Source organism: Devriesea agamarum (assembly GCF_900070355.1).
Taxonomy (GTDB): domain Bacteria; phylum Actinomycetota; class Actinomycetes; order Actinomycetales; family Dermabacteraceae; genus Devriesea; species Devriesea agamarum.
In genome coordinates this window covers 377703-402155 of the sequence record NZ_LN849456.1, presented here as the reverse complement: position 1 = coordinate 402155, position 24453 = coordinate 377703, and the positions used below count along the sequence as shown (strand labels likewise).

Genomic DNA, 24453 nt, shown 5'->3' with positions numbered 1-24453 from the left:
AGGAGGGGACGAGTCGGGGAGGTCACCTTGCCAGTCTAGGCCAGGCACTACTCAGGCGCACCTGACTAGAGTGGTAAAAGCTTGCACAGGAGTCTGTGCAACTCATGTGTTCTTGACGAAGGGATATCCCGTGACCACATCCTTCATCGCGCCAGAGGGCTGGAATGACCTTGACAAACGCGCTGTGGATACCGTGCGCATCCTCGCTGCCGACGCGGTTGAGAAGGTCGGAAACGGCCACCCAGGTACCGCGATCAGTCTCGCTCCGGTGGCCTATCTGCTGTACCAGGACGTCATGCGGCATGACCCATCCGACACACACTGGCTCGGACGAGACCGTTTCGTCCTATCTTGCGGGCATTCCAGTCTCACCCAGTACATTCAGCTGTACCTCGGCGGTTTCGGTCTCGAACTCAAGGACCTCGAAGCACTTCGCACGTTTGGTTCCAAGACCCCGGGGCATCCCGAGTACAAGCACACCGACGGCGTGGAGATCACAACCGGCCCGCTTGGTCAGGGACTCGCCTCCGCCGTGGGTATGGCGATGGCCGCTCGCCGGGAACGCGGACTCCTTGATCCGGGCGCCGCAGCCGGTGCGAGCCCGTTTGACCACTTCGTCTATGTTCTCGCCTCAGACGGCGACCTGGAAGAAGGCGTCACCAGCGAGGCATCCTCGCTTGCCGGAACCCAGGAGCTTGGCAACCTGATCGTGATCTGGGACGACAACGACATCTCCATCGAAGGCCATACCGATATCGCCTTCACCGAAGATGTTCTCGCCCGCTACGACGCTTACGGCTGGCACACCCAGCGGGTCGATTGGCGGCGCACCGGCGAATACATCGAAGACGTTGCCGCCCTTAAAGAAGCCATTGCCGAAGCCCAGAAAGTCACCGACAAGCCCTCCTTCATCGCACTGCGCACCATCATTGCGTGGCCCTCCCCCCATGCACAGGGCACCCACGGCGCTCACGGCGCAAAACTGGGAACCGACGAAGTCGCTGCGCTCAAAGAAATTCTCGGCTTCGATCCGAACCAAAATTTCCAGGTGGAAGACGAAGTCATCGCCCATACCCGTCGTCTCGCCGAACGCGGCCACCATGCTCGCTCCGAATGGGATCGTTCCTTCAATGAGTGGGCCTCATCCCATCCGAAACAGGCCGACCTTCTCACCCGCCTGCGCGAGCGGGCACTGCCCGAAGGCTTCGCCGAGGCGTTACCCACCTTTGAACCCGACGCCAAGGGCGTGGCCACACGCGCAGCGTCAGGCGCCGTGCTGAGCGCTCTGGCACCGGTGATGCCGGAACTCTGGGGCGGCAGCGCCGACCTGGCCGGTTCCAACAACACCACCATGAAGGGTGAATCCTCATTCATCCCGGCGCATCGCTCCACTGAAGAGTTCCAGGGCGACCCCTACGGTCGTACGCTGCACTTCGGTATCCGCGAGCACGCCATGGGATCTATCCTGTCGGGCATCGCATTGGACGGCCTCACCCGCCCCTACGGTGGCACATTCTTCACCTTCAGCGACTACATGCGCGGAGCAGTCCGCCTCGCCGCGGTGATGGACCTGCCTGTCACGTACGTGTGGACCCACGACTCCATCGGCCTCGGCGAGGATGGCCCGACCCACCAGCCGGTCGAGCACCTCGCCGCGTACCGTGCGATTCCAGGTCTGTCGATTGTGCGCCCGGCCGATGCCAACGAAACCGCCCAGGCGTGGAAGGCTCTGCTCGAGCGCGACCGCGGTCCCGTCGGGCTGATTTTGAGCCGCCAAGCAGTGCCCACATTTGACCGCGACGAGTACGCCTCGGCTGATGGTTTGGCCCGTGGCGCCTACATCATGAAAGAGGCATCGTCCTCAACCCCGGACCTCATCCTCCTGGCAACCGGTTCGGAGGTGCAGATCGCCGCTGAAGCACAGAAGGTGCTCGAGGGTGAAGGTATCGCTACTCGCCTGGTCTCAGTGCCCTGCCTGGAATGGTTTGATGAACAGGACCAGGCCTACCAGGACGAGGTGCTGCCGCCTTCGGTCACTGCCAGGGTGAGCGTTGAAGCCGGGATCGCCATGCCGTGGTACCGCTTGCTTGGGGCGCATGGCCGAGCCGTCTCGCTCGAACACTTCGGTGCGTCGGGAGACTCCAAGACTCTGTTCCGCGAGTTCGGTTTCACCACCGAGCACGTCGTGGAACGCGCCAAGGAATCCTTAACCGCAGCACGCGGCTGACGTCCTGCCCTGGCGTCTTACCGGTATCGCCGCATCGACGCCAGCGCTTGATCGTTCCTATCCGGGGGTGGGTTTCCGCCCACCCCCGGCTCCATTTCCGAAAGGACGGACGATGACACACAATCCTCGGATTAAGGCCCTCAGCGAGGCCGGAGTCTCCCTCTGGCTCGACGACCTCTCTCGACACCGCATCACCTCAGGTAACCTCGCCGCTTTTATGAGCGACATGAACATCGTCGGGGTCACCACGAACCCGTCGATTTTCGAGGCTGCCATCTCCCAGTCCGACGACTACGACGATGACATCGCCCAGCTCGCCTCGGGCGGAGCCACCACCGAACAGATCATCGAAAAACTCACCACGGACGATGTTCGTGCAGCGTGCGATCTCATGCGCCCTGTGTTTGAGCGCACCGACGGTATCGACGGACGCGTCAGCATCGAAGTCGATCCGCGCCTGGCACACCGCACCGAAGAAACAATCGCCCAGGCTCGCCACCTGCATTCCCTGGTCGATCGGCCGAATGTCATGATCAAAATCCCAGCCACATCGGAGGGGCTGCCTGCGATCACTGCGGCCATTGCCGAGGGCATCAGCGTCAATGTCACCTTGATTTTCTCCCTCGACCGCTACACCGCGGTCACTGAGGCCTATATGGCGGGCCTTGAACAAGCCGCAGCGGCCGGTCGTGATCTGTCGTCCATTCATTCGGTCGCATCGTTCTTCGTCTCCCGGGTCGATACCGAGGTGGATCGCAGGCTGACCCACATCGGCACCGACGAGGCGCTCGGCCTGCGCGGCCATCTAGGGCTGGCCAACGCCCAGCTCGCGTTCGAGACTTTTCAGAACGTGCGTGACTGCGAACGATTTAAGGCGCTGGCCGCGCAGGGCGCACGTGTGCAGCGCTGCCTGTGGGCATCCACGGGTGTCAAAGATCCTGCCTACCCGGACACGCTCTACGTGGACGGCCTCGTTGCCAACCCGGTGGTCAACACCGTGCCGGAGAAGACCCTAAAAGCTGCCGCCGACCACAGCGCATTCGACGGAACCACCATCCTCGATCAGCTGTCCTCAGCCCACGACACGATCTCGGACATTGAGTCTGTCGGTGTCGATCTCGATGAGGTGTGGGATGTCCTCGAACGCGAAGGCGTTGACAAGTTCGAGGTGGCTTGGGAAAAACTCTTAAATGCCGTCGAGAACTCCTCGAAGACATTCCGAACCAATGCTACGGAGAAGCATTCATGACCGCAGATAACGCTGCGTCTTGGCTCAATCCTTTGCGCGATCCCCGAGATCGCCGGTTGCCACGCATCGCTGGGCCGAGCTCTATGGTGATGTTTGGCGTCACCGGAGACCTCGCAAAAAAGAAGCTGCTGCCAGCTATTTACGACCTTTCCAATCGAGGGTTGCTTCCGCCAAGTTTCGGCCTGGTCGGGTTTGGACGGCGTGACTGGTCTCATGAACAGTTCGCGAACTACGTCAAAGAATGCGTTCAGGCGAGTTCTCGTACCGGTTTCCGCCAGTCCGTATTTGATCAATTAGCCTCGGGCCTACGCTTTGTCACCGGTGAATTCGACGATAAAGCAGCATACGACGAGCTCACCAAGGTGGTGGGGGAACTCGACGAAACCCGCGGGACGGGCGGCAACCATGCCTTCTACCTGTCGATCCCGCCCGGAGCCTTCCCCGAAGTCTGCGGACAACTCGCCGACTCCGGTTTGAACTCCCCCGGCCAAGACTCTTGGCGCCGCGTGGTGATTGAAAAGCCTTTCGGCCACGATCTCAGCTCCGCCCGGGAACTGAACGACGTGGTGGAAAAGGTCTTTAGCCCCGGCGATGTGTTCCGCATCGACCACTATCTGGGTAAAGAAACCGTCCAGAACCTGCTGGCTCTGCGGTTTGCCAACCAGATGTTTGAGCCCACCTGGAACGCTAATTACGTGGACCATGTGCAGATCACCATGGCCGAAGACATCGGTATCGGTTCTAGGGCTGGTTATTACGACGGCATCGGCACTGCTCGCGACGTAATCCAAAACCATTTGCTACAGCTGCTCGCACTCACCGCAATGGAAGAGCCGATTTCGTTCGCCGCTCAAGATCTGCGGGCCGAAAAGGAAAAGGTGCTGGCCGCAGTAGAGCTGCCCTCCGACCTCGGCGCGCACACGGCCCGTGGGCAGTACGTGGCAGGGTGGCAAGGCGGAGTGCAGGTTCCTGGGTACCTCGAGGAAAACGGTATTCCCGCTGACTCACGGACGGAAACCTTCGCGGCGATGCGTTTGGATATTGCAACCCGCCGCTGGGCTGGGGTCCCGTTCTATCTGCGTGCAGGCAAACGCCTCGGACGAAGGGTCACGGAAATTGCGGTCGTGTACAAACGTGCTCCGTTCCTTCCCTTCCGCTCCACCGATACGGCTGACCTTGGGCAAAATGCCATTGTGATTCGGGTTCAGCCCGACGAAGGTGTGACCATGCGGTTTGGCTCCAAGGTGCCCGGCACTCAGATGGAAGTGCGCGACGTCACCATGGACTTTGCCTACGGATCTTCGTTTACCGAAGCCTCCCCGGAGGCGTACGAACGATTGATTCTGGATGTGCTGCTCGGCGACCCGCCGTTGTTCCCGCGCCAGAATGAGGTCGAATTGTCGTGGAAGATTCTCGATCCCATCACCGCGTTCTGGGCCGAAGACGGACGCCCAGCGACCTATCGCGCAGGAACCTGGGGGCCGGATACCGCCCATGAAATGCTCGCCCGCGACGGAAGAACGTGGAGAAGGCCGTGATCAAATACCTGACGAATACCACCGCGGGCGAGGTCGATAAGAACCTCGTCTCGATCCGCGAAACCGGGGGTGCATTCACCCTCGGACGGGTTCTCACCTTGGTCATCGTGACCCCTGCGGACCATATGGAGGAGCCCATTACCGCGGCGGTTCAAGCCAGCCTTGAGCACCCCTGCCGGGTGATCGTGCTCGCTACCGACCCAGAAGCCGATGACGACACCCTCGACGCCGAAATCCGGGTGGGCCGCGACGCAGGTGCGGGTGAAGTGGTGATCTTGCATGCACGCGGCCAAGTGGTCAGCGGCGTTGACACGCTCATCACTCCCCTGTTGCTGCCCGACGCTCCGATTGTGACGTGGTGGCCATCCCGGCCTCCGGCTGCGCCTTCTCAGGACGTACTCGGTCGCATGTCTCAGCGCCGCATTACTGACGCGCTGACTTGCGAAGATCCTAAGGCTACCCTGAAGCGTCTGAGGAGGGGTTACCAGCAGGGCGATACAGATTTGAACTGGCCGCGTCTGACTGCCTGGCGGGGTCTTTTGGCTACCGCCGTGGACGTTCCGCCGCTCTCGACCCCGTCTGGCGTCACTGTGGTGGGTGATACCGATCATCCGGCGGTCATCCTGATGACCTCGTGGTTGGAGGTTGCGCTTGGGCTATCTGCTCAGCTAGAGCCGGCTGAAGACGGATACGTAGGACTGCGCGAAGTGCGTTTGCATCGGGAGGACGGCGATATCGTCATCTCGCGGGAAGACGACGAAACCGTTGTGATGACTCTGCCGGGTGAGGTCACTGATCAGCGGGTCACGATGACGCGCCCAACACTGTGGGAGTGCCTGAGTCAGGAACTGCGCAGGCTCGATCCCGACGAAGTGTACGGCGAGGTGCTCGCCCATGCCTTTAGTGGAATCAGCGATTGCTCCGAGTACGCCATCGGCAAACCTGCTCCGCGCGATGTGGTGTGCTCTGGCGTCGATCAGTTGGTCGAGGAAGCCGCAGATACCGCGGTGGCGGCGTTGCGTGACGCCATTGCAGAGCGCCAGGTTGCGCACCTCGTGCTCACGGGTGGCACCGTGGGTTCGCGGGTCGCTGCGGCTCTGCCTGCTGCCGCGAAAAAGGCAGAGATCGATCTGTCGGCGGTGCACCTGTGGTGGGGTGATGAACGGTTCGTGGCTGATGACAGTTCAGAGCGCAATGATCATGAGATCTATCAGCTGCTAGACGATGCGCTCGATATCCCTGCCGGCCATGTGCATCGGATGCCGTCGGCTGACAGCGGTATGAGCCTCGATGATGCTGCAGCTTGGTACGCCCAGCAGCTTGCCGTTGCGGGCGGTGAAACTCAGTTCCGCACTCGTGGGGCTGCTTTCTTCGACGTACTTATGCTGGGGATGGGTCCTGACGGTCACGTCGCCTCCCTGTTCCCCGATCATCCGGACCAGAGGTGCACGGACCGGGTGGTGACGGCGGTGCGAAATTCACCCAAACCACCGCCGGAGCGAATTTCACTCACGTTCTCGGCATTGAACAGTGCGCGGACAGTGATGCTGTTGGTCGCCGGCGAGGAGAAAGCAGATGCGGTGCTTCGTGGGCATGGTGAGCCGACTCCTCACCAGACCCCGGCGTCGTCGGTGCGGGGCTTGGATGAGACGATCTGGTTCTTAGACGAGGCCTCTGCGAGCAAGCTCGGTTCCTGAGCAGGGACCTGTTCTTAGGCGCTCACTGTCGGTGTGAGCGCCAGTCTCAGGGTCTCACCCTCAGGAATGAATGGAGCCAGGTCCGATCTGTGCGGTCAGCACATGCTTCCGCTCAGATCGGACCCGGCTCATATATGCAGCTATATGCAGCAGTCGAGGATACGCCGGGGCTGGTGTTGATGGCGCGGGCCACGGCGGTGATCTTTTCGGCGTCCCACCGGGAGAGGTCAAGGCCCCGTATCCGGCCAGGGCCGGGCCGTTCTTGTTTGGCGGGATCTGGCCGAAGCCGGGCAGCCGGCGCAGGCACCAGGACAGGCGCCGCGCCAGGCCCCCACGGTGCTCTCACGTCCGCTCACCGCCTGGTAGTCGCGAGTCTTCGTCGAGTTCCGGTGGAGTTCCCTGGAGAGCACCAAGGGTGCATCATCCCAGGTGAAGAGCGATTCTGCGCTCGGAGCAACCGGCTTTGGACGCCGTTGAGATTCCCGACCTGTCACTGAACGTCAACCCGCTCGCGCCATCCGCACACCTCACCGATTAAACCCTGCCGACCGGGAGCGTTGCTTCGGCGCTATGACACCGCCCACAACTAACGGTAGGCTACGGAGTGAGCTCCATTGGCTCTGTCTTGCCCAACCCATCTCAGTTCCGGTCGTTTAGCGAGGCGCTTGCGCGTCCGCTAATTTACTCTGAGATGCCAGGATTACGACCGTAGGGGTTCCCTGTTTGCCGACACAAGTCCCGTTTCAAAAGCTCCCCGTTGACGACGATGCCCCGCTTGTTTACGCGCACGGCCCCGATTCAGAGATACACCAAGACATACCTACTGGAAAGACGTATGAGCTGCTTTGGGAATGCAGTGAAGTCTATCCCGGAACCTCGCGGAAAGTCTGGATCCATGTTCCTGCCTGCTACACCCCGGAAGAGCCGGCGGGTCTTATGGTCTTTAATGACGGATGGTGGTACTTCGACCCTGCCGGCGAGGTTCGCGGCGGGATTGTCCTCGACAATTTAAATCATCATTCGTCAATTCCCTGCACGATAGGCGTGTTCGTTAACCCTGGCGTATTCACGGATTCTGAGAACCCGAAGAACCGCAATAGCGAGTATGACGCATTCGATGACCGCTATGCCACGTTTCTCATTGAGGAGATTGTTCCGCTGGTGACTGCACGGTTCAACCTTTCCGACGATCCTGAACGATGGGGTATTTGCGGGGGAAGCAGTGGAGGCAATGCTGCGTTCACAGTCGCATGGATGCGATCTGACCGATTTCGGCGCCTCATTTGCTTTCTGTCAAGCTTTGCTCAGATGCCCGGCGGAAACCCCTACCCGGAACTAATTGCGCACGCCGAGAGGAAGCCGCTTCGCATCTTCCAACAAGCCGCCCGTCGCGACCTGAATTGGGATGCGCCGGAGAGGAATTGGTTCGCTGAGAACCTGCGTGTTGCCGCGGCACTCGCTGAGGCGGGATATGACTTTCGTCTTGTTGTAGGGGATGGAGGGCACAGCCTGAACCACGGTGGTGTGCTTCTCCCTGACGCTCTCAAGTGGGTGTTTGGCCCACTGGCGTAGGCTGTTCACAGCTGATGTTTGGTGGAGCTGTGCTGTTTCTGGTCCATGGCGTCAGCCAGGCTGATCCCTGCGAAGGACAACGCTTGGCGCACCAGGCACCAGGCACCAGGCACCAGGAGCAGCATCCGGTAATAGACGCGGGAGATGGTCGGTTGCGACACGTCGTGTACGTCAGCGAGCAACATTTGCGAAGCGTTATGTCGCAGCAGGTACCCCTTTAACCTATCTGTGACTAACGCCCTCAGCGCTAACGTAGAATGGGCGCTGCTTCAGCGTCGAGACTGCTCAGCCAGCGACGGCAGCGAATCGGTCGATGACGCCAATACCCGCGATGCTGAGCACCCAAATAATTGCGATGGCTACCGTAATGCGGTTGAGGTTGCGTTCTGCGACACCCGATGAGCCCGCCGATGTGGAGATGCCACCGCCGAACATGTCAGACAGACCGCCGCCTTTTCCTTTGTGCAAAAGCACGAGCAGAATCAGCAGGATGCTCGTGAGAGCGAGCACGGACTGCAGGGCAATCTTCAGGATGTCCACGGGACAGGTCCTCCGGGTCGTTGAGTTGGGTCGCAATGACATTGCGGCATCTTTTCTAGGATAGGCCAGCATCTGCCGAACGTCATCTATAGCGCCCACAGAGATCTTTAGCGTTCAGCTAACTCTCACGAAACTTTAGCAAGGAGGTCAGTGACACCCGGTTAAATCGACATCAACGGATACACACGGAGTCTCGCAGTCTCGTAGCGCCAGCCAATCATCTCCTGAAGGAGAGTGTTTTCTCGATGGACTCAGCAATCCCCGACCATACCGCGGATGTTTTTGCCGCTCGCACCATGCGCGAACCGTCCCCCAGCACCCAGTTCCCCGAAAACCCTCGCCCCTCCCGCGAGGCATACCAGCTGGTTCACGACGAACTGTATTTAGACGGCGTTGCTCGTATGAACCTCGCGACGTTCTGCACCACCTGGGTGGACGACGAAACTCGCAAGCTCATGGACGAGTCGCTGACAAAAAACATCATCGACAAAGACGAATACCCTCAAACTTCAGAGCTTGAAGCGCGATGCATCCGCATGCTCGCAGATCTCCTCCATGTGCCAGACGCCGAGCACGCAGTCGGAACCTCCACCACTGGGTCCAGCGAAGCGGCCATGCTCGGAGGACTCGCCGCGAAATGGCGTTGGCGCGCAAAGCGCCGCGCAGAAGGCAAAGACACCACCCGTCCGAATTTAGTCTGCGGGCCGGTGCAGGTGTGCTGGGAAAAATTCGCCACCTATTTCGATGTGGAACTGCGCGAACTACCTATGCCCGAGGGGTATGTGATGACCCCTGAGATGGCCGCCGACGCTTGCGACGAGAACACCATCGCTGTCGTCGCAACCTTTGGTCAAACATTTACCGGACTGTTTGAAGACGTCGCCGGGATCTGCCAAGCTCTAGATGAGCTGCAAGAACGCACCGGGCTAGATGTTCCCGTCCATGTAGACGCCGCCTCCGGGGGTTTCGTCGCCGCATTCACCGCGCCGCAGATCCCCTGGGATTTCCGGCAAGAACGTGTGAAGTCGATGAACCTATCCGGGCATAAAACCGGGTTGGCACCGCTTGGAGCAGGCTGGGCACTGTGGCGCAGCCGCGATGACCTCCCCCGAGAGCTCGTTTTTGAGGTGAACTACCTCGGTGGCATGATGCCAACGTTTAACCTCAATTTTTCGCGTCCCGGCGGCCAGGTTGTCGCCTCCTACTACTCATTCATTCATCTCGGCCGACGCGGGTACACCAATGTCCAAGGCGCCTGCTACGAGGTTGGTCAGCTGCTTGCCCGTGAGATCGAAGGCATGGGACCTTTCGAGTTGATTTTCGATGCAGACCCACAGCGCGGAATCCCCGCTGTCACCTGGAAGCTCAAAGATCCCGATTGTGGTCTCAATCTCTTCCGACTAGCCGATGAACTGCGCTGCCGTGGCTGGCTCGTTCCCGCCTATACGTTGCCTCCGGCGCAGGACAAGCAGGCTGTGCAGCGCCTCGTGATCCGCCATGGTTTTAGCGTCGATATGGCGCAAATGCTGCTGAAAGATTTGCGCTCCAGCCTGGACCGGTTGCAGCTAATCTCTGGTTCAAATCTCGACCAAGTTCCCGACGAATCGTCTTTCCATCACGACGCGCATCGTCTCACCCATAGCTCTCACTCGAAAACAGCCACGTAGTCCCCAGTGAGGACCAAGCGCTTGCGTGATAGGCAGGTTAACGCCGCCGCACCTCAACCGTCCCACCGGCACCACACACGATGAGGTAGGTACACGAGCTCACCGACAGGCCCAGCCTCAGGCACCGCCTAGATACAAACGCGGCCCGGTGTCGATCTCATGAGATCGGCACCGGGCCTCACGCTGTTAAAAACCGGATCAGGCTTTCTGGTAGGTTGCGATCGCGGCAAAGCCATCGGCCTTCAGGGATGCTCCGCCAACAAGAGCCCCGTCGACGTCTTCCTTAGCCATAATCTGCTTCACATTGTCCGCCTTGACGCTGCCGCCGTAGAGGACACGCACCGCATCAGCAACCTCGGGACCGTACTGGACCCGGAGGAACTCCCGGATTTCGTGGCAGACTTCCTGAGCATCCTCAGGGGTCGCTACCTCGCCGGTGCCAATCGCCCACACAGGCTCATAAGCGATGACGATACGCTTGGCATCTTCGGCAGGCAGCCCTTCGATGCCGCCCTCGAGCTGTGCGATGGTGTACTCAACATGCTTACCGGCTTTGCGCTCTTCCAGCGGCTCACCGACGCACAGAATCGGCACCAGGCCCGCGGCAAATGCGGCCTTTACCTTAGCGTTCGTGATGGCTTCGTCCTCGCCATGGTACTGGCGACGTTCAGAGTGCCCCACGGCTGCATACGTGCAACCGAGCGCCTTCAGCATGGAACCGGATACCTCACCGGTGTAGGCACCGGATTCATGAGCGGAGATATCCTGGCCGCCGTAGGCCAGACCGAGCTTGCCCGCGTCAACCGCGGTCTGCACCGTCCGGATGTCGACGAACGGGGGCAGGACCGCCACCTCGACCGCGTTGTAGTCGTGGCCAGCTGCTGCCAGTTTGTCCCCTAGTTCTTCAACCAAAGCCAGGCCCTGCTTGTAGTCGAGGTTCATCTTCCAGTTACCCGCCATGAGCGGGGTGCGGGTGGTCACTTAGCTTCCTCCTCAAGGATCGCGATGCCCGGCAGTTCCTTGCCCTCGATCAGTTCGAGGCTGGCACCGCCACCGGTCGAAATGTGCGAGAACTTCGCTTCATCGAAACCTAGGTTACGGATAGCGGACGCGGAATCGCCGCCACCGACCACGGTGAAACCTTCACACTCAGCCAAAGCTTCTGCAACGGCCTTGGTGCCCTCTGCGAAAAGTTCAAATTCAAATACGCCCATCGGCCCATTCCAGAACACCGTCTTGGCGTCCCGGATCTTCTCCGCGAAAAGCTCGCGGGTCTTCGGGCCAATATCCATGCCTTCCTGATCGGCAGGAATCGCATCGGAGGCGACCACGCTGGCCGGGCCGTTCGGACCGAACTCAGGAGCGATCACGGCATCAACGGGCAGGACCAGCTCAACGCCATTGGCCTTAGCCCGCTCCATGTAGCTCTTGACAGTCTCAATCTGGCCCTCGTCGAGCAGAGACTTTCCGATCTCGTAACCGAGCGCCTTCTGGAAGGTGTAGGACATACCGCCGCCAATGAGAATGCGGTCAGCCTTGTCCAGCAGGTTTTCAATCACCCCGAGCTTGTCGGCAACCTTCGCGCCGCCCAGGATCACCACGAACGGGCGGGCAGGCTCATCGGTCACCTTGCGCAGCGATTCCACCTCGTTGAGCACGAGGCCACCGGTTGCCGCCGGAAGCAGCTTGGCCACGTCGTAGACAGAAGCCTGCTTGCGGTGCACAACGCCGAATCCGTCGGAAACAAAGGCGTCGGCGAGTTCAGCAAGTTGCTTGGCAAACTCGGTCCGCTCGGCCTCGTCCTTGCTGGTCTCTCCCGCATTGAAGCGAAGGTTTTCAAGAATCGCTACGTCACCTTCGCCGAGAGCGGCAACGGTTTCATGTGCGCTCTCACCGACGGTATCGGTGGCGAACGCCACGGGACGGCCGAGCAGTTCACTCATGCGAGCAACCACTGGTTTCAGCGAGTACTTCTCGTCCGGGGTGCCCTTGGGGCGACCGAGGTGAGCCACGACAATGACCTTGGCTCCGGCATCCGAAAGCTTCTTGATCGTCGGGATAGAGGCGCGGATACGCCCGTCATCGGTGATGGTGGTGCCGTCCAACGGCACATTGAGATCGCTGCGGACAAGAACGCGCTTTCCGCGCAGCTCTCCGAGACTTTCGATGGTCTTCATATCACTCCTAGCAGTGCTGATACCCGATTCAAACCGGGCATGGATCGGCAAGAGCCCGCGTGGCACCGGGGTACCACGCGGGCTCTCACGTAAGAAACGGCGTGATGCTCAGAGGCTCTTGCCCACGAGCGAGATCAGGTCGACGAGGCGGTTGGAGTAGCCCCACTCGTTGTCGTACCAGGAGACGACCTTGACCTGGTTGCCAATGACCTTGGTGCAGCCAGCGTCGAAGATCGAGCTGTGCGGGTCGGTCACGATGTCGGAGGACACGATCGGGTCCTCGGTGTAGGCCAGGACACCCTTAAGCGCACCCTCAGCAGCCTTCTTCACCGCAGCGTTGACCTCTTCGACGGTCACCTCACGGGATGCCTCGAAGGTGAGGTCGGTGACGGAACCGGTGGGGGTGGGCACGCGCAGAGCGTAGCCATCGAACTTGCCCTTCAGCTCCGGCAGGACCAGGGCGACAGCCTTAGCAGCACCGGTCTTGGTCGGGATGATGTTCAGAGCAGCGGCGCGGGCGCGACGCAGATCCGAGTGGGGGCCATCCTGCAGGTTCTGGTCAGCGGTGTACGCGTGAACCGTGGTCATCAGGCCCTTGACGATGCCGAACTCGTCGTTCAGGACCTTGGCCAGCGGCGCAAGGCAGTTGGTGGTGCAGGATGCGTTCGAGATGATGTTGTGGTTGGCCGGATCGTAATCCTGGTCGTTCACACCGATCACGAAGGTGGCGTCTTCGTTCTTCGCCGGAGCGGAGATGACGACCTTCTTGGCGCCGGCGTCCAGGTGAGCCTTGGCCTTGGTGGCATCGGTGAAGCGGCCGGTGGACTCGAGCACGATGTCCGCGCCGAGCTCGCCCCAGGGGAGGTTTGCCGGGTCGCGCTCTTCGAGGGCCTTGAAGGACTTTCCGCCGACGGTGATGGAATCGTCGTCGTAGGAGACATCCTCTTTCAGAACACCGAGGATCGAGTCGTACTTGAGGAGGTGAGCGAGGGTCTTGTTGTCGGTGAGGTCGTTGACGCCCACGATCTCGATATCCGCGCCCTGAGCGAGGGCGGCGCGCAGGAAGTTGCGCCCGATACGACCGAATCCGTTAATGCCGACTTTGATGGTCACAGTGCCCTCCTAGGCACACGACGGAGTTCACCGTCGCTGTTGGAGACAGTTCTGGCACGCACTCCCTCGTGCGCAGCCGGTCCCATTCGGGTCCGACCCCATAAGCGTACACTTCGCCGGACAGGACTTTCACCGTTTTGACACGGGACGAGGGCATGCTGCACCGCCTACACGCCCAACGGGAGTGCTGTACCTCTCATTTTTACCTCATAGGAGATCGGTTTAGGAGTACAGCTGCGTCGGATAGCTGCCCGGCCGCACATCATCGACCTGTCTACTCACATGACCTGGGTTACTCATACCACCCGAGTTGCTCACACAGTCCGAGCTAGGCGGACAACTCGAGCCACGTGCACAACCCGAGCCAAGCCATAAACCTTCTCATAAACCACTCGTGCGTCGGTCCATCCCATAAACCGGTCATGCCCTGGCTCACTATCCGAGCGGTCCGAGTCGTTTTGGAGCCAGAAAGCTCCGCGCTCTCTTCGAGATGCTTACAGCCTCAGTCCACCTGCTCAGATCCGAGATTGACGTCTGTGCCGGGGATGCCGTCTGCCTCGGCTTGTTTATCGGCCATCGCGAGCAGACGCCGAATTCGACCCGCCACCGCATCCTTCGTCATGGGCGGATCCGCAAGCGCCCCCAGCTCTTCCAGGCTGGCCTGCTTATGGGCAATCCGCAGTAAACCCGCGGCGCGCAGATGCTCCGGGGTGCGATCCCCCAGGATCTCCAACGCCCTTTCCACTCGGGCCCCGGCGGCCACCGCAGCTCTGGCACTGCGGCGCAGGTTAGCGTCGTCAAAATTCGCGAGGCGATTAGCTGTCGCCCGCACCTCGCGACGCATTCTGCGCTCTTCCCACACCAACACAGTTTCGTGCGCGCCGAGCCGGGTGAGTAAGGCCGCAATGGCGTCGCCGTCGCGCATCACTACCCGGTCCACACCGCGCACTTCCCGCGCTTTGGAGGCGATTCCCAGCCTCCGGGCTGCCCCAACCATGGCCAGCGCCGCCTCCGGTCCAGGGCAAGTCAGTTCCAAGGCTGCGCTGCGACCAGGTTCGGTGAGCGAACCGTGGGCCAAAAACGCTCCGCGCCACGCAGCTTCGGCATCGTGCATCGCACCCCCGACAATCTGAGGAGGCATCCCCCTCACCGGGTGTCCACGCGCATCGAGCAGTCCGGTCTGCCGCGCGAGAATCTGCCCATCCCCGAGCACTCGCACCAGATAGCGGGTGGTACGACGGATACCCGACGGCGCTAGCACCGCAAGTTCACTGCTGTGGCCGTACAGTTCCTGCACATCGCGTCGTAAACGCCGGGCCGCCGCCGCCACATCGAGTTCAACCTCAATGGCGATCCGTCCGGCAACCAAATGCAGACCGCCCGCAAAACGCAAAATAGCGGCGACTTCAGCTTTACGACACGACGGCTTGGTGACCTCAACTCGTGCCAGCTCTTCTTTAACGGACGCGGTCAGCGCCATGAACCTCTCCCTTACTCCACGTCCGAAAATACCGAATCGAAGACGTCACGGTACGCCGCAGCGAGACGCACTGGGTCATGCCGGGCCGTTCCATCCCCGATTGATACCTGCCGCAAGACGGTATGGATCCCGTGCGACTCTGCAAACTCTGCGAGGTCGAGAGCATCGTCCAAACACGTCGGGTCAGCCACCAGGGCATCGAAACTGCGCCCCTTAGCCCGCTCGAGCAAGACCCTGAGGAGGTCGCTGCTCGTCATACCCTCGGTCTCACTGACCCCGGCAGAAAGATTCATCGTAATGCATATTCGAGCTTGGCTCCGTCGGAGTGCATCCGCTAACTGCGGCACCATGAAATGCGGAAGAACTGAGGTATACCAGGAGCCAGGACCGGCAATCACCCAGTCCGCTTGTTCAATGGCTCGGATGGCTTGTTCTGGAACTTCGGGATCTGCTGGAGATAACCGGAGTTGATCGACGACTCCCTCGGCTCGCGCCACTTGGGCCTGGCCACGGATGAGCCGACGGACTCCCCGCATCACCACTTCGGCCTCAATATCCAGCGGTTCCAGCGCCATAGGAAGCACAGTGCCGCGTGCCCCCAGCAGCGCCCCCACCTGCTGTAGGCCTGCCACCGGGTCGTCAAGTATCTGCCAGAGGGCCACGATCAACAGATTTCCTAGCGCATGCCCCGTGAGGTCGCCGTCGGTTTCAAACCGATGTTGCACCACGTCATGCCACACGAGGCCCCAGTCGGAATCATCACATAGTGCCGCTAAGGCCATTCTCAAATCACCAGGAGGTAATACGGGAAGCTGCGCCCGGATTCTGCCCGAGGACCCTCCGTTATCTGCCACCGTCACCACGGCGGTGAGATCATCCGATAAATGCCTCAGGGCTCGAAGATTCGCAGCGAGCCCGTGTCCACCTCCGAGTGCAACCACTTTGGGCCCGCGCACAGCATAAGGACCGGTTGTGTACCGCCGAATCCGGGCGCGATCCCCAGCATCGGGACTCACGATCTGGCGTTTCATTCCCGCCCCAAATCGCGGTGCCGTACCCGCACTACATGTCCGCTGCGGCGAAGGTCCTCCCCGATGCGTTCGGCAATAGCAACGGACCGGTGTTTACCGCCGGTGCAGCCAAATGCCAGGGTTGTGAAGTGTTTATTCTCCGTGCGATAACCGCGCAGAACCGGAGCCAGCATGTCGAGATACGCGCCAACAAATTCTTCGGCATTAGCTGCCCCGAGAACGAACTCGGCAACTTCATCGTCGATGCCGCGCAATGGGCGCAGTTCAGGAATCCAATAGGGGTTGGGGATAAACCGGACGTCACTAACGTGGTCTGCTTCCAAAGGAATGCCGTATTTGAATCCGAACGACATCACATTGATGGTTAACCGTTGGTCTTCGGCGGATCCGAAGGCTGTTCGCATTCGCATCGTGAGCTGGTGAACATTCAGAGCCGACGTGTCGACCAAAACATCCGCCAGCTTTTTTAGTGGCGCCAGCTGTTCGCGTTCCCTTCGGATCCCCTCGAGGACGCCTTCGTCACCCTGTAGGGGGTGCGGACGGCGCACGGAATCAAACCGACGCACTAGGGTCTGTTCGTCAGCGGTGAGGAAAACGAGCCGTGGACGAATTTCTACTCGCGCCAGCTCATGCAAGATTTCAGGTAGTTCAGAGAAGAAGGGGCCGCTGCGAGGGTCAACCACACAGGCAAACCGAGTGTCACGGCCTTCGGCCTGGGATTGGAGGTCGTACAGGGTTTTGATCAGCTGAGGAGCGATGTTGTAGACGACATACCAGCCCAGGTCCTCCAGGGCATGAGCCGCTGTCTCCCGTCCGGCGCCAGCAAGCCCGGTGATGATGACGATCTCGGGCTGACGCGATATGTCCGAGGCTGACGCGCAGTGATCGCGCTGGGATGCAGTCTCAGCAGAGATATCGGGCGGCAGGGGCTCTGTGGTATCGGAACTGGGGTCCGGGGACGGAGTTACTGAATCAGGGCCCGGTGACTTTGTCATATGCAGGTTCTCCTCGTCCTTTCAGGTCGTTCTCATCCGCAGACATGTCATTGTCAGCGCTCTAGCTCGGATCGAGGATCTCACCCGTGGTCATATTTACCGCTGGTTCCTCCTTCTCGGATTGTAGTGCCCGCCACACCTGCTCCGCTAACGCGGGCCCGAAACCAGGAACTTTCGCGATCTCCTGGGGATCTGCTGCGCGAAGAGCTTTCACGGTGGTGAACTGTGCTAGCAAAGCCGCTCGCCGTTTCGGTCCGAGACCCGAGATTTGATCAAGAATGCTTTCTTGCATTGCCCGGCCCCGTTTCGAGCGGTGAAAGGCAATAGCAAAGCGGTGGGCTTCGTCTCGCAAGCGCTGTAACAGAAAAAGCGCATCACTGGTGCGAGGGAGGATGACGGGGAATTCATCTCCGGGCAGCCACACCTCTTCCAGTCGTTTAGCCAGGCCAACTAATGCGATATCGGTAATCCCGTGTTCATCGAAGGCGGCCTGGGCTGCGGCGACCTGGGCTGGTCCTCCGTCGACCACGATCAGCGAGGGTGGGTACGCAAAGCGACGGTCCATATTTGTGCTGAGCGTGTTGGCGGCCTCGGGACTGTCGATCTGAGGATCCTCAGGGGTGAAATGACCGGGTGCTGTGGCTTCGCTAGTGCATGTGCGGTCCCGTTCGGCAAGGTGACGGGCCAGACGGCGTGAGATCACATCGTGAAGGGATGCGGTGTCATCACGGGCTGCTTCTCCCCTAATGCTGAAACGGCGATATTCGCTTTTGCGTGGCAAGCCATCTTCAAATACCACCATGGAGGCGACTACGTTGGTGCCCTGCGAATGCGAGACGTCGTAGCATTCAATCCGCAGTGGCGGGGTATCTAAGCCCAGCGCCGTTGCGAGGTCTTCCAGTGCTTTGGAGCGAGCGGTGAGATCTCCGGTGCGCCGTAATTTGTGTAGACGTAGAGCATCGGCGGCGTTGGCGGTGACTGTCGCGTGCAGGTCCTTTTTTTCTCCCCGCTGGGGAACTCTAATATCGACGCTCGCGCCCAAATGTGCACGCAATTCATCCAAAGAGCTGGGAAGATGCGGAACTAGCACTTCTTTCGGGGCATGGGAATCTTCATACAGCGTGGTCAAGGTGCGCTCTACCAGGTCTTCTAGCCCTGAGGAATCCACGAGTTCAACAGTCCAGCCGCGCTGCCCTCTGATTCGCCCTCCGCGCACGTGGAAGACCTGAATTGATGCTTCCAACTCGTCCATGGCAATACCAATCACATCGGCATCGGTGGCGTCTGAGAGCACCACCGTGTTCTTTTCCCGCACCTTGGTCAAAGCTTGGAGGTCATCGCGGTAGCGGGCCGCAGTCTCGAAATCGAGCTCTTCGGCGGCACGACGCATGTCGTCCTCAAGTTTGCGGACGTATTTACCGGTGTTACCCGCCATGAAGTCACATAGTTGTTCTGCGAGTTCATGGTGGCGCTGCGCATCAATGCGGCCAACGCAGGGAGCTGAACACTTATCGATAAATCCGAGCAGGCATGGGCGGGCGGACCGTTCAGCACGTCGATATACACCTGGAGAGCAGGTGCGCACGGGGAAAACCCGCAGAAGTAGATCCAGGGTCTCTCGAATGGCCCAGACATGTGTGTAGGGACCAAAGAACCGATCCCCCGGTTTTTTCGCCCGTCGGGTGACCAGCGCCCGGGGAATCTTGTCGCCCATGGTAACCGCGAGATACGGGTAGGACTTATCGTCCCTGAACTTCACATTGAAACGCGGATCGAATTCTTTAATCCAGGAGTATTCGAGGGTGAGCGCCTCAACTTCGGTGCCGACCACCGTCCATTCGACGGAGCACGCTGTTGTCACCATCCGCCGGGTGCGTGGATGCAGCGAGGCGAGGTCTTGAAAATAGTTCGAGAGCCGCGCCCGGAGGTTCTTTGCCTTCCCCACGTAGATGACACGGCCATCCTGGTCGCGGAAACGATAAACCCCGGGTGTGGTCGGAATACTTCCCGGCGAGGGGCGGTATGTGACGGGATCTGCCATGCGCTCAACCGTCAGGCTGATGCCAGCATCGGCGCGAGATAGTGACCGGTGTAGGAGCCCTCAACCCGGGCGACCTCCTCGGGGGTTCCGGTGGCGATAACTTTGCCGCCGCCGTGCCCCCCTTCTGGACCGAGGTCGATGACATAGTCCGCGGTTTTGATGACATCGAGATTATGTTCGATCACGATCACGGTGTTGCCTTTGTCCACCAGCCCGTCGAGCACACCGAGCAGCTTTCGCACATCGTCGAAATGCAAACCAGTGGTGGGCTCATCCAGCACATAGACGGTGCGTCCGTTTGAGCGTTTATGCAGTTCCGAAGCGAGTTTGACGCGCTGCGCTTCCCCTCCGGACAGGGTTGGCGCACTTTGGCCTAGCCGCACATACCCCAGACCCACATCCACCAGGGTTTGCATTTGACGTCGAATCGGCGGCACCGCGTCAAAGAACTCAAGGGCTTCTTCGATCGACATGTCGAGCACATCGGCAACGTTTTTCCCTTTGAAACGCACTTCCAGGGTTTCCCGGTTATACCGAGCGCCCTTGCATTCTTCGCATAAGACATACACGTCCGGGAGGAAGTTCATCTCAATTTTGAGAGTGCCATCACCAGAGCATGCCTCGCAGCGCCCGCCCTTAACGTTGAACGAAAACCGGCCAGGCTGGTACCCGCGTAGCTTGGCCTCATTGGTCTGCGCGAAAAGCTTGCGAACGTGATCCCACACACCGGTGTAGGTAGCAGGATTTGAGCGCGGGGTACGACCTATCGGAGATTGATCAACGTGAACCACCTTGTCGAGATTTTCCAGTCCTTCGACGCGCTTATGGCGCCCAGCCACCGTCCGTGCACGGTTGAGTTCCCGAGCGAGGGTCTGGAACAAAATATCGTTGACCAGCGTCGATTTACCCGATCCTGAGACCCCTGTGACCGCGGTGAGAGTTCCGAGCGGGAACGTGACATCAATGGACTGGAGGTTGTTCTCGCGCGCTCCGACCACGGTCAGTACCCGGGACGGATCAATCGGGCGCCTGGTGGAGGGCACCGGGATTGACAGTTCGCCAGATAAATAGCGGCCGGTCAGTGATTCCCGATTCTTCTTCAGCGCGGCAACCGTTCCTGAATGCACCACTTTTCCGCCGTGTTCACCGGCTGCCGGACCGATATCGACCACCCAGTCAGCAGCGTTGAGCGTATCTTCGTCATGTTCGACGACCACCAGCGTGTTTCCGAGATCGCGCAACCGGGTCAAGGTTTTAATCAGGCGCTGGTTATCTCGTTGATGAAGGCCGATGGACGGTTCATCCAGAACGTAGAGAACACCCACCAAACCGGAACCGATCTGCGTTGCAAGGCGAATACGCTGAGCTTCACCGCCCGACAGCGTGGCAGCGGCCCGGGCCAGGGTCAGATAATCCAGACCCACGTCGAGTAAGAATCCAAGCCGAGCCCGGATCTCTTTTAACACGCTATCGGCGATTTTGGCTTGGCGTGCACCGAGCGTAAGACTCCCTAAAAACTCTGAGGCCTCAGAAATAGACATGGAGGTGACATCGGCGATAGAACGGCCACCGACCGTGACGGCGAGAATTTCCGGACGCAGCCTCGCCCCACCACACGTCTGACATGGCACCTGGCGCATATAGGCCTCGTATTTCTCGCGCGCCCAATCAGACTCGGTGCCATCGTGCCGCCGATTCAAGAAGTGGATGACCCCCTCGAAGCCGGTGGAATACATGCGCTCGCGCCCAAAACGATTGCGATACCGGACGTGGACCTTGTGGTCTTTACCGTGCAATAGCGCATCTTTAGCCCGCTTGGGCAGCGCGCGCCACGGAGTATCCATATCGAATCCGAGTTCTTCAGCAAGACCGGACATTACCTGTTGGTGGTAGTCCGCTGAGTTCTGGGCCCACGGGGCGATCGCGCCCTGGGAAAGGGAAAGCTCCTCATCGGGAACAACCAACTCGGGATCCACTTCGAGCCGGGAACCGAGCCCGGTGCAGTCCGGACAGGCGCCATAGGGTGCGTTAAAGGAGAAGGACCGAGGCTCGATGTCGTCGATAGCCAGCGGATGCTCATTGGGACACGCACGCTTTTCTGAGAACCTGCGCTGGCGGGCGGGATCATCGTCGTCCATATCGACGAGGTCGAGGACAACTACTCCTTCGGCAATCTTCAACGCAGTTTCCACTGAATCGGTAAGACGCCTGCGAGCATCGGGCCGCGCAACGAGGCGGTCCACAACGACCTCAATGGTGTGTTTGAACTTCTTATCGAGCGTGATGGACTCATCGAGTCGCCGCACCGTTGCGTCAATCCTCGCCCGTGCAAAGCCCTGGGACCGCAGCGAGTCCAGCAGATCGACAAACTCCCCTTTGCGCCCGCGCACAACCGGAGCGAGGATTTGAAATCTGGTGCCTTCGTCCAGGCGCAAAATCGTGTCCACAATCTGCTGAGCACTGGATGCTGAGACCTCTTCCCCGCATTTAGGACAGTGCTGTGTGCCTGCCCTGGAGAATAAAAGCCTCAGGTAATCGTAGATTTCTGTGATCGTTCCCACCGTGGAGCGGGGGTTTCGGCTCGTGGATTTCTGATCGATGGCAACCGCTGGGGACAGTCCCCCGATGAAATCAACATCCGGCTTATCCATCTGCCCGAGGAACTGGCGCGCATAAGCGGATAACGACTCGACGTAGCGACGCTGGCCTTCGGCAAAAATCGTGTCGAATGCGAGTGAGGACTTGCCAGACCCAGACAGCCCCGAGAAGACGACTAGCTGATCTCGGGGGATCTGGATATCAACATTCTTCAGATTGTGTTCGCGTGCTCCGCGGACGACGAGGGTTTCCATCACCGTGTCATCCTAAGGCGGGGGTATGACAAACGAGCCGATGGTCCGCTCCCCGCGAACGGTCACGCTAATTGTGAAACCGGCACACCGACTGCGGGCAGCACCGCTCACCATCCGCTCTCCATGCGAAAGCGGCGCGATGCCCACCAACTGTGAGAACATCGCGCCGCCTGAGCAGGACCCACCGGACTCTGAGCGGCCGCGGCAATTGCAGCATCTCGCGTCATCTACCAAACGCAATTCACACCGCTCGGGGCCTGGTCGGCCCCATCTGCACGCTCCGTACCAAGGCGTGTATTTCTACCCCGGTTCGCGGGTTGTACGCATCACCCAGCAGCAGAGGCCGGGGTCAGCGGCGTCAGCCGAATCTCGAGCGGCGCCGTGAAGGACATGGTTCCCCGGCCCCCAGCATTGCCGGTCACCGTGTAGGTTGTGCTCCACTTACCTGCGGCGACATCCTCAGCTGTAATAGTCGGGTGCAGTGCGGCATCGCGGACCAGAGTGATCTGCCCGGGACCAATCTTGTCGAATCGGGCCATCCGTCCGTTGCTGTCCTTCACAACAACATCGCTGAAGGTCACGTTGCCGCAGTTACGCAATGCAATGTGTGGCCAGATGACATCACCCACGATTCCATCAGCACCGCCTATCCACGTGGAGTCGTGCATCGGCTCCACGATCAGACCACCGACGGGCACGCCGTTGTGATCAACGGTGACTTCTGCGTACGCCGTGGACGTCCCCGATTCGGCGCCATTGGCAGGAACGTTATGCACGAAGCGCACAGGAACCTTGCCCTGGGATATCGCCGGAAACTCAACGTCCACCTTCAGATCAGCATTCGCCTTAGCGGCGATGCTTGGACAGGCAATGGACACCGTTTTCATTCCCGCTATGCCAACCACCTCAAGCGTTCCCGCGGGAATCGCAGTTTTGCTGAGGTTCCGTACCCGCACGGTCAAGCTGGATTTTGTTCCTGCTTTTGCCGAGCCGGATACAAGTTCGAGTGAAGTCCTAGGACCTTTCAGCTTCGCGAGCGGAATCCGTAAGAAACTCACCGCGTCATAGGCCGACCGCTCATACAGCATGCCAATATCCCCGCTGGGAAGCACCGTCATGGTCGAGTAGCCACTGGAGCCCTCATCGACGATCAGCCGCCCCGACCAGGTGGCACCGTCGTCATAGGAGACCTTAATCGCGAGATTACGGCGAGTGAGCTCATGCTCGGTGTTGGAGAACACCAGGATCTTCGCTGCATCACTTCCCTGGGCTGCATCTGGGTACAGGCGCCGAATATCCCCGTTATTAGCAGGATCAAGCAAAGCCGGGTCGGCCTTGAAGGGAGTAAAAGTGACGCCTCCATCAACAGACCGGGCGATCAGGCGCCGAGGTTTAGCCCGAGAATTCAGCATCACGGTGCCGTCACTGAGCTCGACCACCTTGTTTTCGTCGGCTCCTGGGCCCACCAGCTGTGAATGCTTCCAGGTCTCGCCATGGTCGTCGGAATAGGCCACCATGGCCCAGTTGGCGCCCTGGTACCTCACGGCATATGTCTGCAGCAGACGTCCGGCAAACCGTCCGTACTTGAGCTGGGTGCCGCCGCCGGATGAGGCGAACATGCCAGCCCATTCTGGTTCGCGAATCTGCTGGGTGAGCCGACGATGAGTCCAGGTTTTCCCTCCGTCGTCGCTAATCGAAATATCCGGGTGCAACAGGTTGGGGTCCTGGGGGTCGGTGCCGGTTCCCGAACCGAAGAATCCCTGTTTAATTGATGCCGCGTAGAACACGATTATGCGGTTGGTCGTCTGATCCACCAGGATGCTTGGATCACCGAAACCTTTCGGCGCTGCCTCCTTGCGAATGATTTCGACTGGTCCCCAGGTCCGTCCTTCATCGCGGGAACGACGCGCAAGAACAGCGATGTTCGACGGTAAATCGTGCATGGTTGGCCGTCCGTCATAGACGGCGAGCACGCTGCCATCGGACAGAGTGGCGATCGCGGGGATGCGATAGCGGGGGAACATACCCGAATACCGCACGGCGAGATCGACGGGTTTGGCATCGCTCAGCTGTTGAGCAGGGACACGTGGGTACATAACGATGGGTTTCGGAGAGATCGGAACGGGTGCAGTGGGTTGGAGCGGCGCGTATTGGGCGGCCGCCGCAGGTTGCGTCCATGAGGTGAGAGCGGGCGCTATGGCCGCACATGCCCCGAGCGAAAGCAACATCCTGCGTGAAGGGTGAGGTCCATGATGAGACATCGTCATCGGTGTG

17 protein-coding genes and 1 pseudogene are annotated in these 24453 nt (G+C 60.0%); 6 read left to right on the top strand and 12 right to left on the bottom strand.

All coding sequences use genetic code 11. The features are described from left to right. Positions 1 to 130 precede the first annotated feature (130 nt). The 4 genes from tkt (at position 131) to pgl (ending at position 6711) form a co-directional block, all read left to right on the top strand. Positions 131 to 2227 carry a transketolase gene (tkt, locus tag BN1724_RS01695; protein ID WP_058235681.1) on the top strand — a complete coding sequence of 699 codons (2097 nt, stop codon included), beginning with the start codon at positions 131 to 133 and terminating at the stop codon, positions 2225 to 2227. 112 nt (positions 2228 to 2339) lie between these two features. Then, on the top strand, positions 2340 to 3476 hold the full coding sequence (tal, locus tag BN1724_RS01690; protein WP_058233966.1) for a transaldolase: 1137 nt from the start codon (positions 2340 to 2342) through the stop codon (positions 3474 to 3476). Further along, entirely contained in the window at positions 3473 to 5014 is a 1542-nt protein-coding gene (gene zwf, locus BN1724_RS01685) for a glucose-6-phosphate dehydrogenase (protein WP_058233965.1), read from the top strand. Before tal ends, zwf begins: the two co-directional genes overlap by 4 nt. Then, complete coding sequence (pgl, locus tag BN1724_RS01680) at positions 5011 to 6711, top strand: 6-phosphogluconolactonase (protein WP_058235680.1); 1701 nt, start codon at positions 5011 to 5013, stop codon at positions 6709 to 6711. Before zwf ends, pgl begins: the two co-directional genes overlap by 4 nt. Before the next feature lie 350 nt (positions 6712 to 7061). On the opposite strand, the pseudogene BN1724_RS13615 reads toward pgl, so the two are convergent. Continuing rightward, a pseudogene (locus BN1724_RS13615) lies at positions 7062 to 7242 on the bottom strand (helix-turn-helix domain-containing protein); the annotation flags it as partial. A gap of 192 nt (positions 7243 to 7434) precedes the next feature. Between BN1724_RS13615 and BN1724_RS01675 the strand changes: the two are divergent. Further along, positions 7435 to 8283: an alpha/beta hydrolase gene (locus tag BN1724_RS01675; protein ID WP_058233964.1), complete on the top strand. Its 849-nt coding sequence runs from the start codon at positions 7435 to 7437 to the stop codon at positions 8281 to 8283. A 5-nt stretch (positions 8284 to 8288) separates the two neighbouring features. Here the strand turns inward: BN1724_RS01675 and BN1724_RS01670 are convergent, their stop codons facing one another. Together BN1724_RS01670 and secG are read right to left on the bottom strand one after the other, a co-directional pair. Further along, on the bottom strand, positions 8289 to 8468 hold the full coding sequence (locus tag BN1724_RS01670) for a hypothetical protein (protein WP_058233963.1): 180 nt from the start codon (positions 8466 to 8468) through the stop codon (positions 8289 to 8291). Between the two features lie 100 nt (positions 8469 to 8568). Beyond that, the gene (gene secG / locus BN1724_RS01665; RefSeq protein ID WP_058233962.1) at positions 8569 to 8823 is read right to left on the bottom strand and encodes a preprotein translocase subunit SecG; all 255 of its coding nucleotides are present in this window, start codon (positions 8821 to 8823) and stop codon (positions 8569 to 8571) included. A 245-nt stretch (positions 8824 to 9068) separates the two neighbouring features. On the opposite strand from secG, the gene BN1724_RS01660 reads away from it, so the two are divergent. Then, on the top strand, positions 9069 to 10490 hold the full coding sequence (locus tag BN1724_RS01660; protein WP_058233961.1) for a glutamate decarboxylase: 1422 nt from the start codon (positions 9069 to 9071) through the stop codon (positions 10488 to 10490). A gap of 198 nt (positions 10491 to 10688) precedes the next feature. On the opposite strand, the gene tpiA is transcribed toward BN1724_RS01660, so the two are convergent. The 9 genes from tpiA to BN1724_RS01615 all read right to left on the bottom strand — a co-directional run bounded on the left by tpiA (position 10689) and on the right by BN1724_RS01615 (position 24446). Continuing rightward, entirely contained in the window at positions 10689 to 11471 is a 783-nt protein-coding gene (gene tpiA / locus BN1724_RS01655) for a triose-phosphate isomerase (RefSeq protein WP_058233960.1), read from the bottom strand. Then, complete coding sequence (locus tag BN1724_RS01650) at positions 11468 to 12667, bottom strand: phosphoglycerate kinase (RefSeq protein WP_058233959.1); 1200 nt, start codon at positions 12665 to 12667, stop codon at positions 11468 to 11470. The genes tpiA and BN1724_RS01650 overlap by 4 nt, the downstream gene beginning before the upstream one ends. A gap of 108 nt (positions 12668 to 12775) precedes the next feature. Further along, positions 12776 to 13780, bottom strand: coding sequence for a type I glyceraldehyde-3-phosphate dehydrogenase (gap, locus tag BN1724_RS01645; protein WP_058233958.1), 1005 nt, complete (start codon positions 13778 to 13780; stop codon positions 12776 to 12778). A gap of 502 nt (positions 13781 to 14282) precedes the next feature. After that, positions 14283 to 15260, bottom strand: coding sequence for a DNA-binding protein WhiA (whiA, locus tag BN1724_RS01640; protein WP_058233957.1), 978 nt, complete (start codon positions 15258 to 15260; stop codon positions 14283 to 14285). An 11-nt stretch (positions 15261 to 15271) separates the two neighbouring features. Next, positions 15272 to 16291, bottom strand: coding sequence for a gluconeogenesis factor YvcK family protein (locus BN1724_RS01635; RefSeq protein ID WP_084252662.1), 1020 nt, complete (start codon positions 16289 to 16291; stop codon positions 15272 to 15274). Further along, positions 16288 to 17286 (bottom strand): RNase adapter RapZ, encoded by a 999-nt coding sequence (gene rapZ, locus BN1724_RS01630; RefSeq protein WP_084252661.1) that lies wholly within the window; start codon positions 17284 to 17286, stop codon positions 16288 to 16290. Before rapZ ends, BN1724_RS01635 begins: the two co-directional genes overlap by 4 nt. 61 nt (positions 17287 to 17347) lie before the next feature. Beyond that, positions 17348 to 19327: an excinuclease ABC subunit UvrC gene (gene uvrC / locus BN1724_RS01625; protein ID WP_058233956.1), complete on the bottom strand. Its 1980-nt coding sequence runs from the start codon at positions 19325 to 19327 to the stop codon at positions 17348 to 17350. An 11-nt stretch (positions 19328 to 19338) separates the two neighbouring features. After that, on the bottom strand, positions 19339 to 22182 hold the full coding sequence (uvrA, locus tag BN1724_RS01620; RefSeq protein ID WP_157085709.1) for an excinuclease ABC subunit UvrA: 2844 nt from the start codon (positions 22180 to 22182) through the stop codon (positions 19339 to 19341). 323 nt (positions 22183 to 22505) lie between these two features. Next, positions 22506 to 24446, bottom strand: a complete 1941-nt coding sequence (locus BN1724_RS01615) for a sialidase family protein (RefSeq protein WP_058233954.1) — start codon at positions 24444 to 24446, stop codon at positions 22506 to 22508. Between the last annotated feature and the right edge of the window lie 7 nt (positions 24447 to 24453).

Bases quoted from the DNA above. Each gene is read 5' to 3' on its own strand.
- whiA (WP_058233957.1), bottom strand. From the start codon at position 15,260: ATGGCGCTGACCGCGTCCGTTAAAGAAGAGCTGGCACGAGTTGAGGTC.
- BN1724_RS01660 (WP_058233961.1), top strand. From the start codon at position 9,069: ATGGACTCAGCAATCCCCGACCATACCGCGGATGTTTTTGCCGCTCGC.
- BN1724_RS01615 (WP_058233954.1), bottom strand. From the start codon at position 24,446: ATGACGATGTCTCATCATGGACCTCACCCTTCACGCAGGATGTTGCTT.
- BN1724_RS01650 (WP_058233959.1), bottom strand. From the start codon at position 12,667: ATGAAGACCATCGAAAGTCTCGGAGAGCTGCGCGGAAAGCGCGTTCTT.
- uvrC (WP_058233956.1), bottom strand. From the start codon at position 19,327: ATGGCAGATCCCGTCACATACCGCCCCTCGCCGGGAAGTATTCCGACC.
- BN1724_RS01670 (WP_058233963.1), bottom strand. From the start codon at position 8,468: ATGTTGCTCGCTGACGTACACGACGTGTCGCAACCGACCATCTCCCGC.
- BN1724_RS01635 (WP_084252662.1), bottom strand. From the start codon at position 16,291: ATGAAACGCCAGATCGTGAGTCCCGATGCTGGGGATCGCGCCCGGATT.
- rapZ (WP_084252661.1), bottom strand. From the start codon at position 17,286: ATGACAAAGTCACCGGGCCCTGATTCAGTAACTCCGTCCCCGGACCCC.
- zwf (WP_058233965.1), top strand. From the start codon at position 3,473: ATGACCGCAGATAACGCTGCGTCTTGGCTCAATCCTTTGCGCGATCCC.
- tal (WP_058233966.1), top strand. From the start codon at position 2,340: ATGACACACAATCCTCGGATTAAGGCCCTCAGCGAGGCCGGAGTCTCC.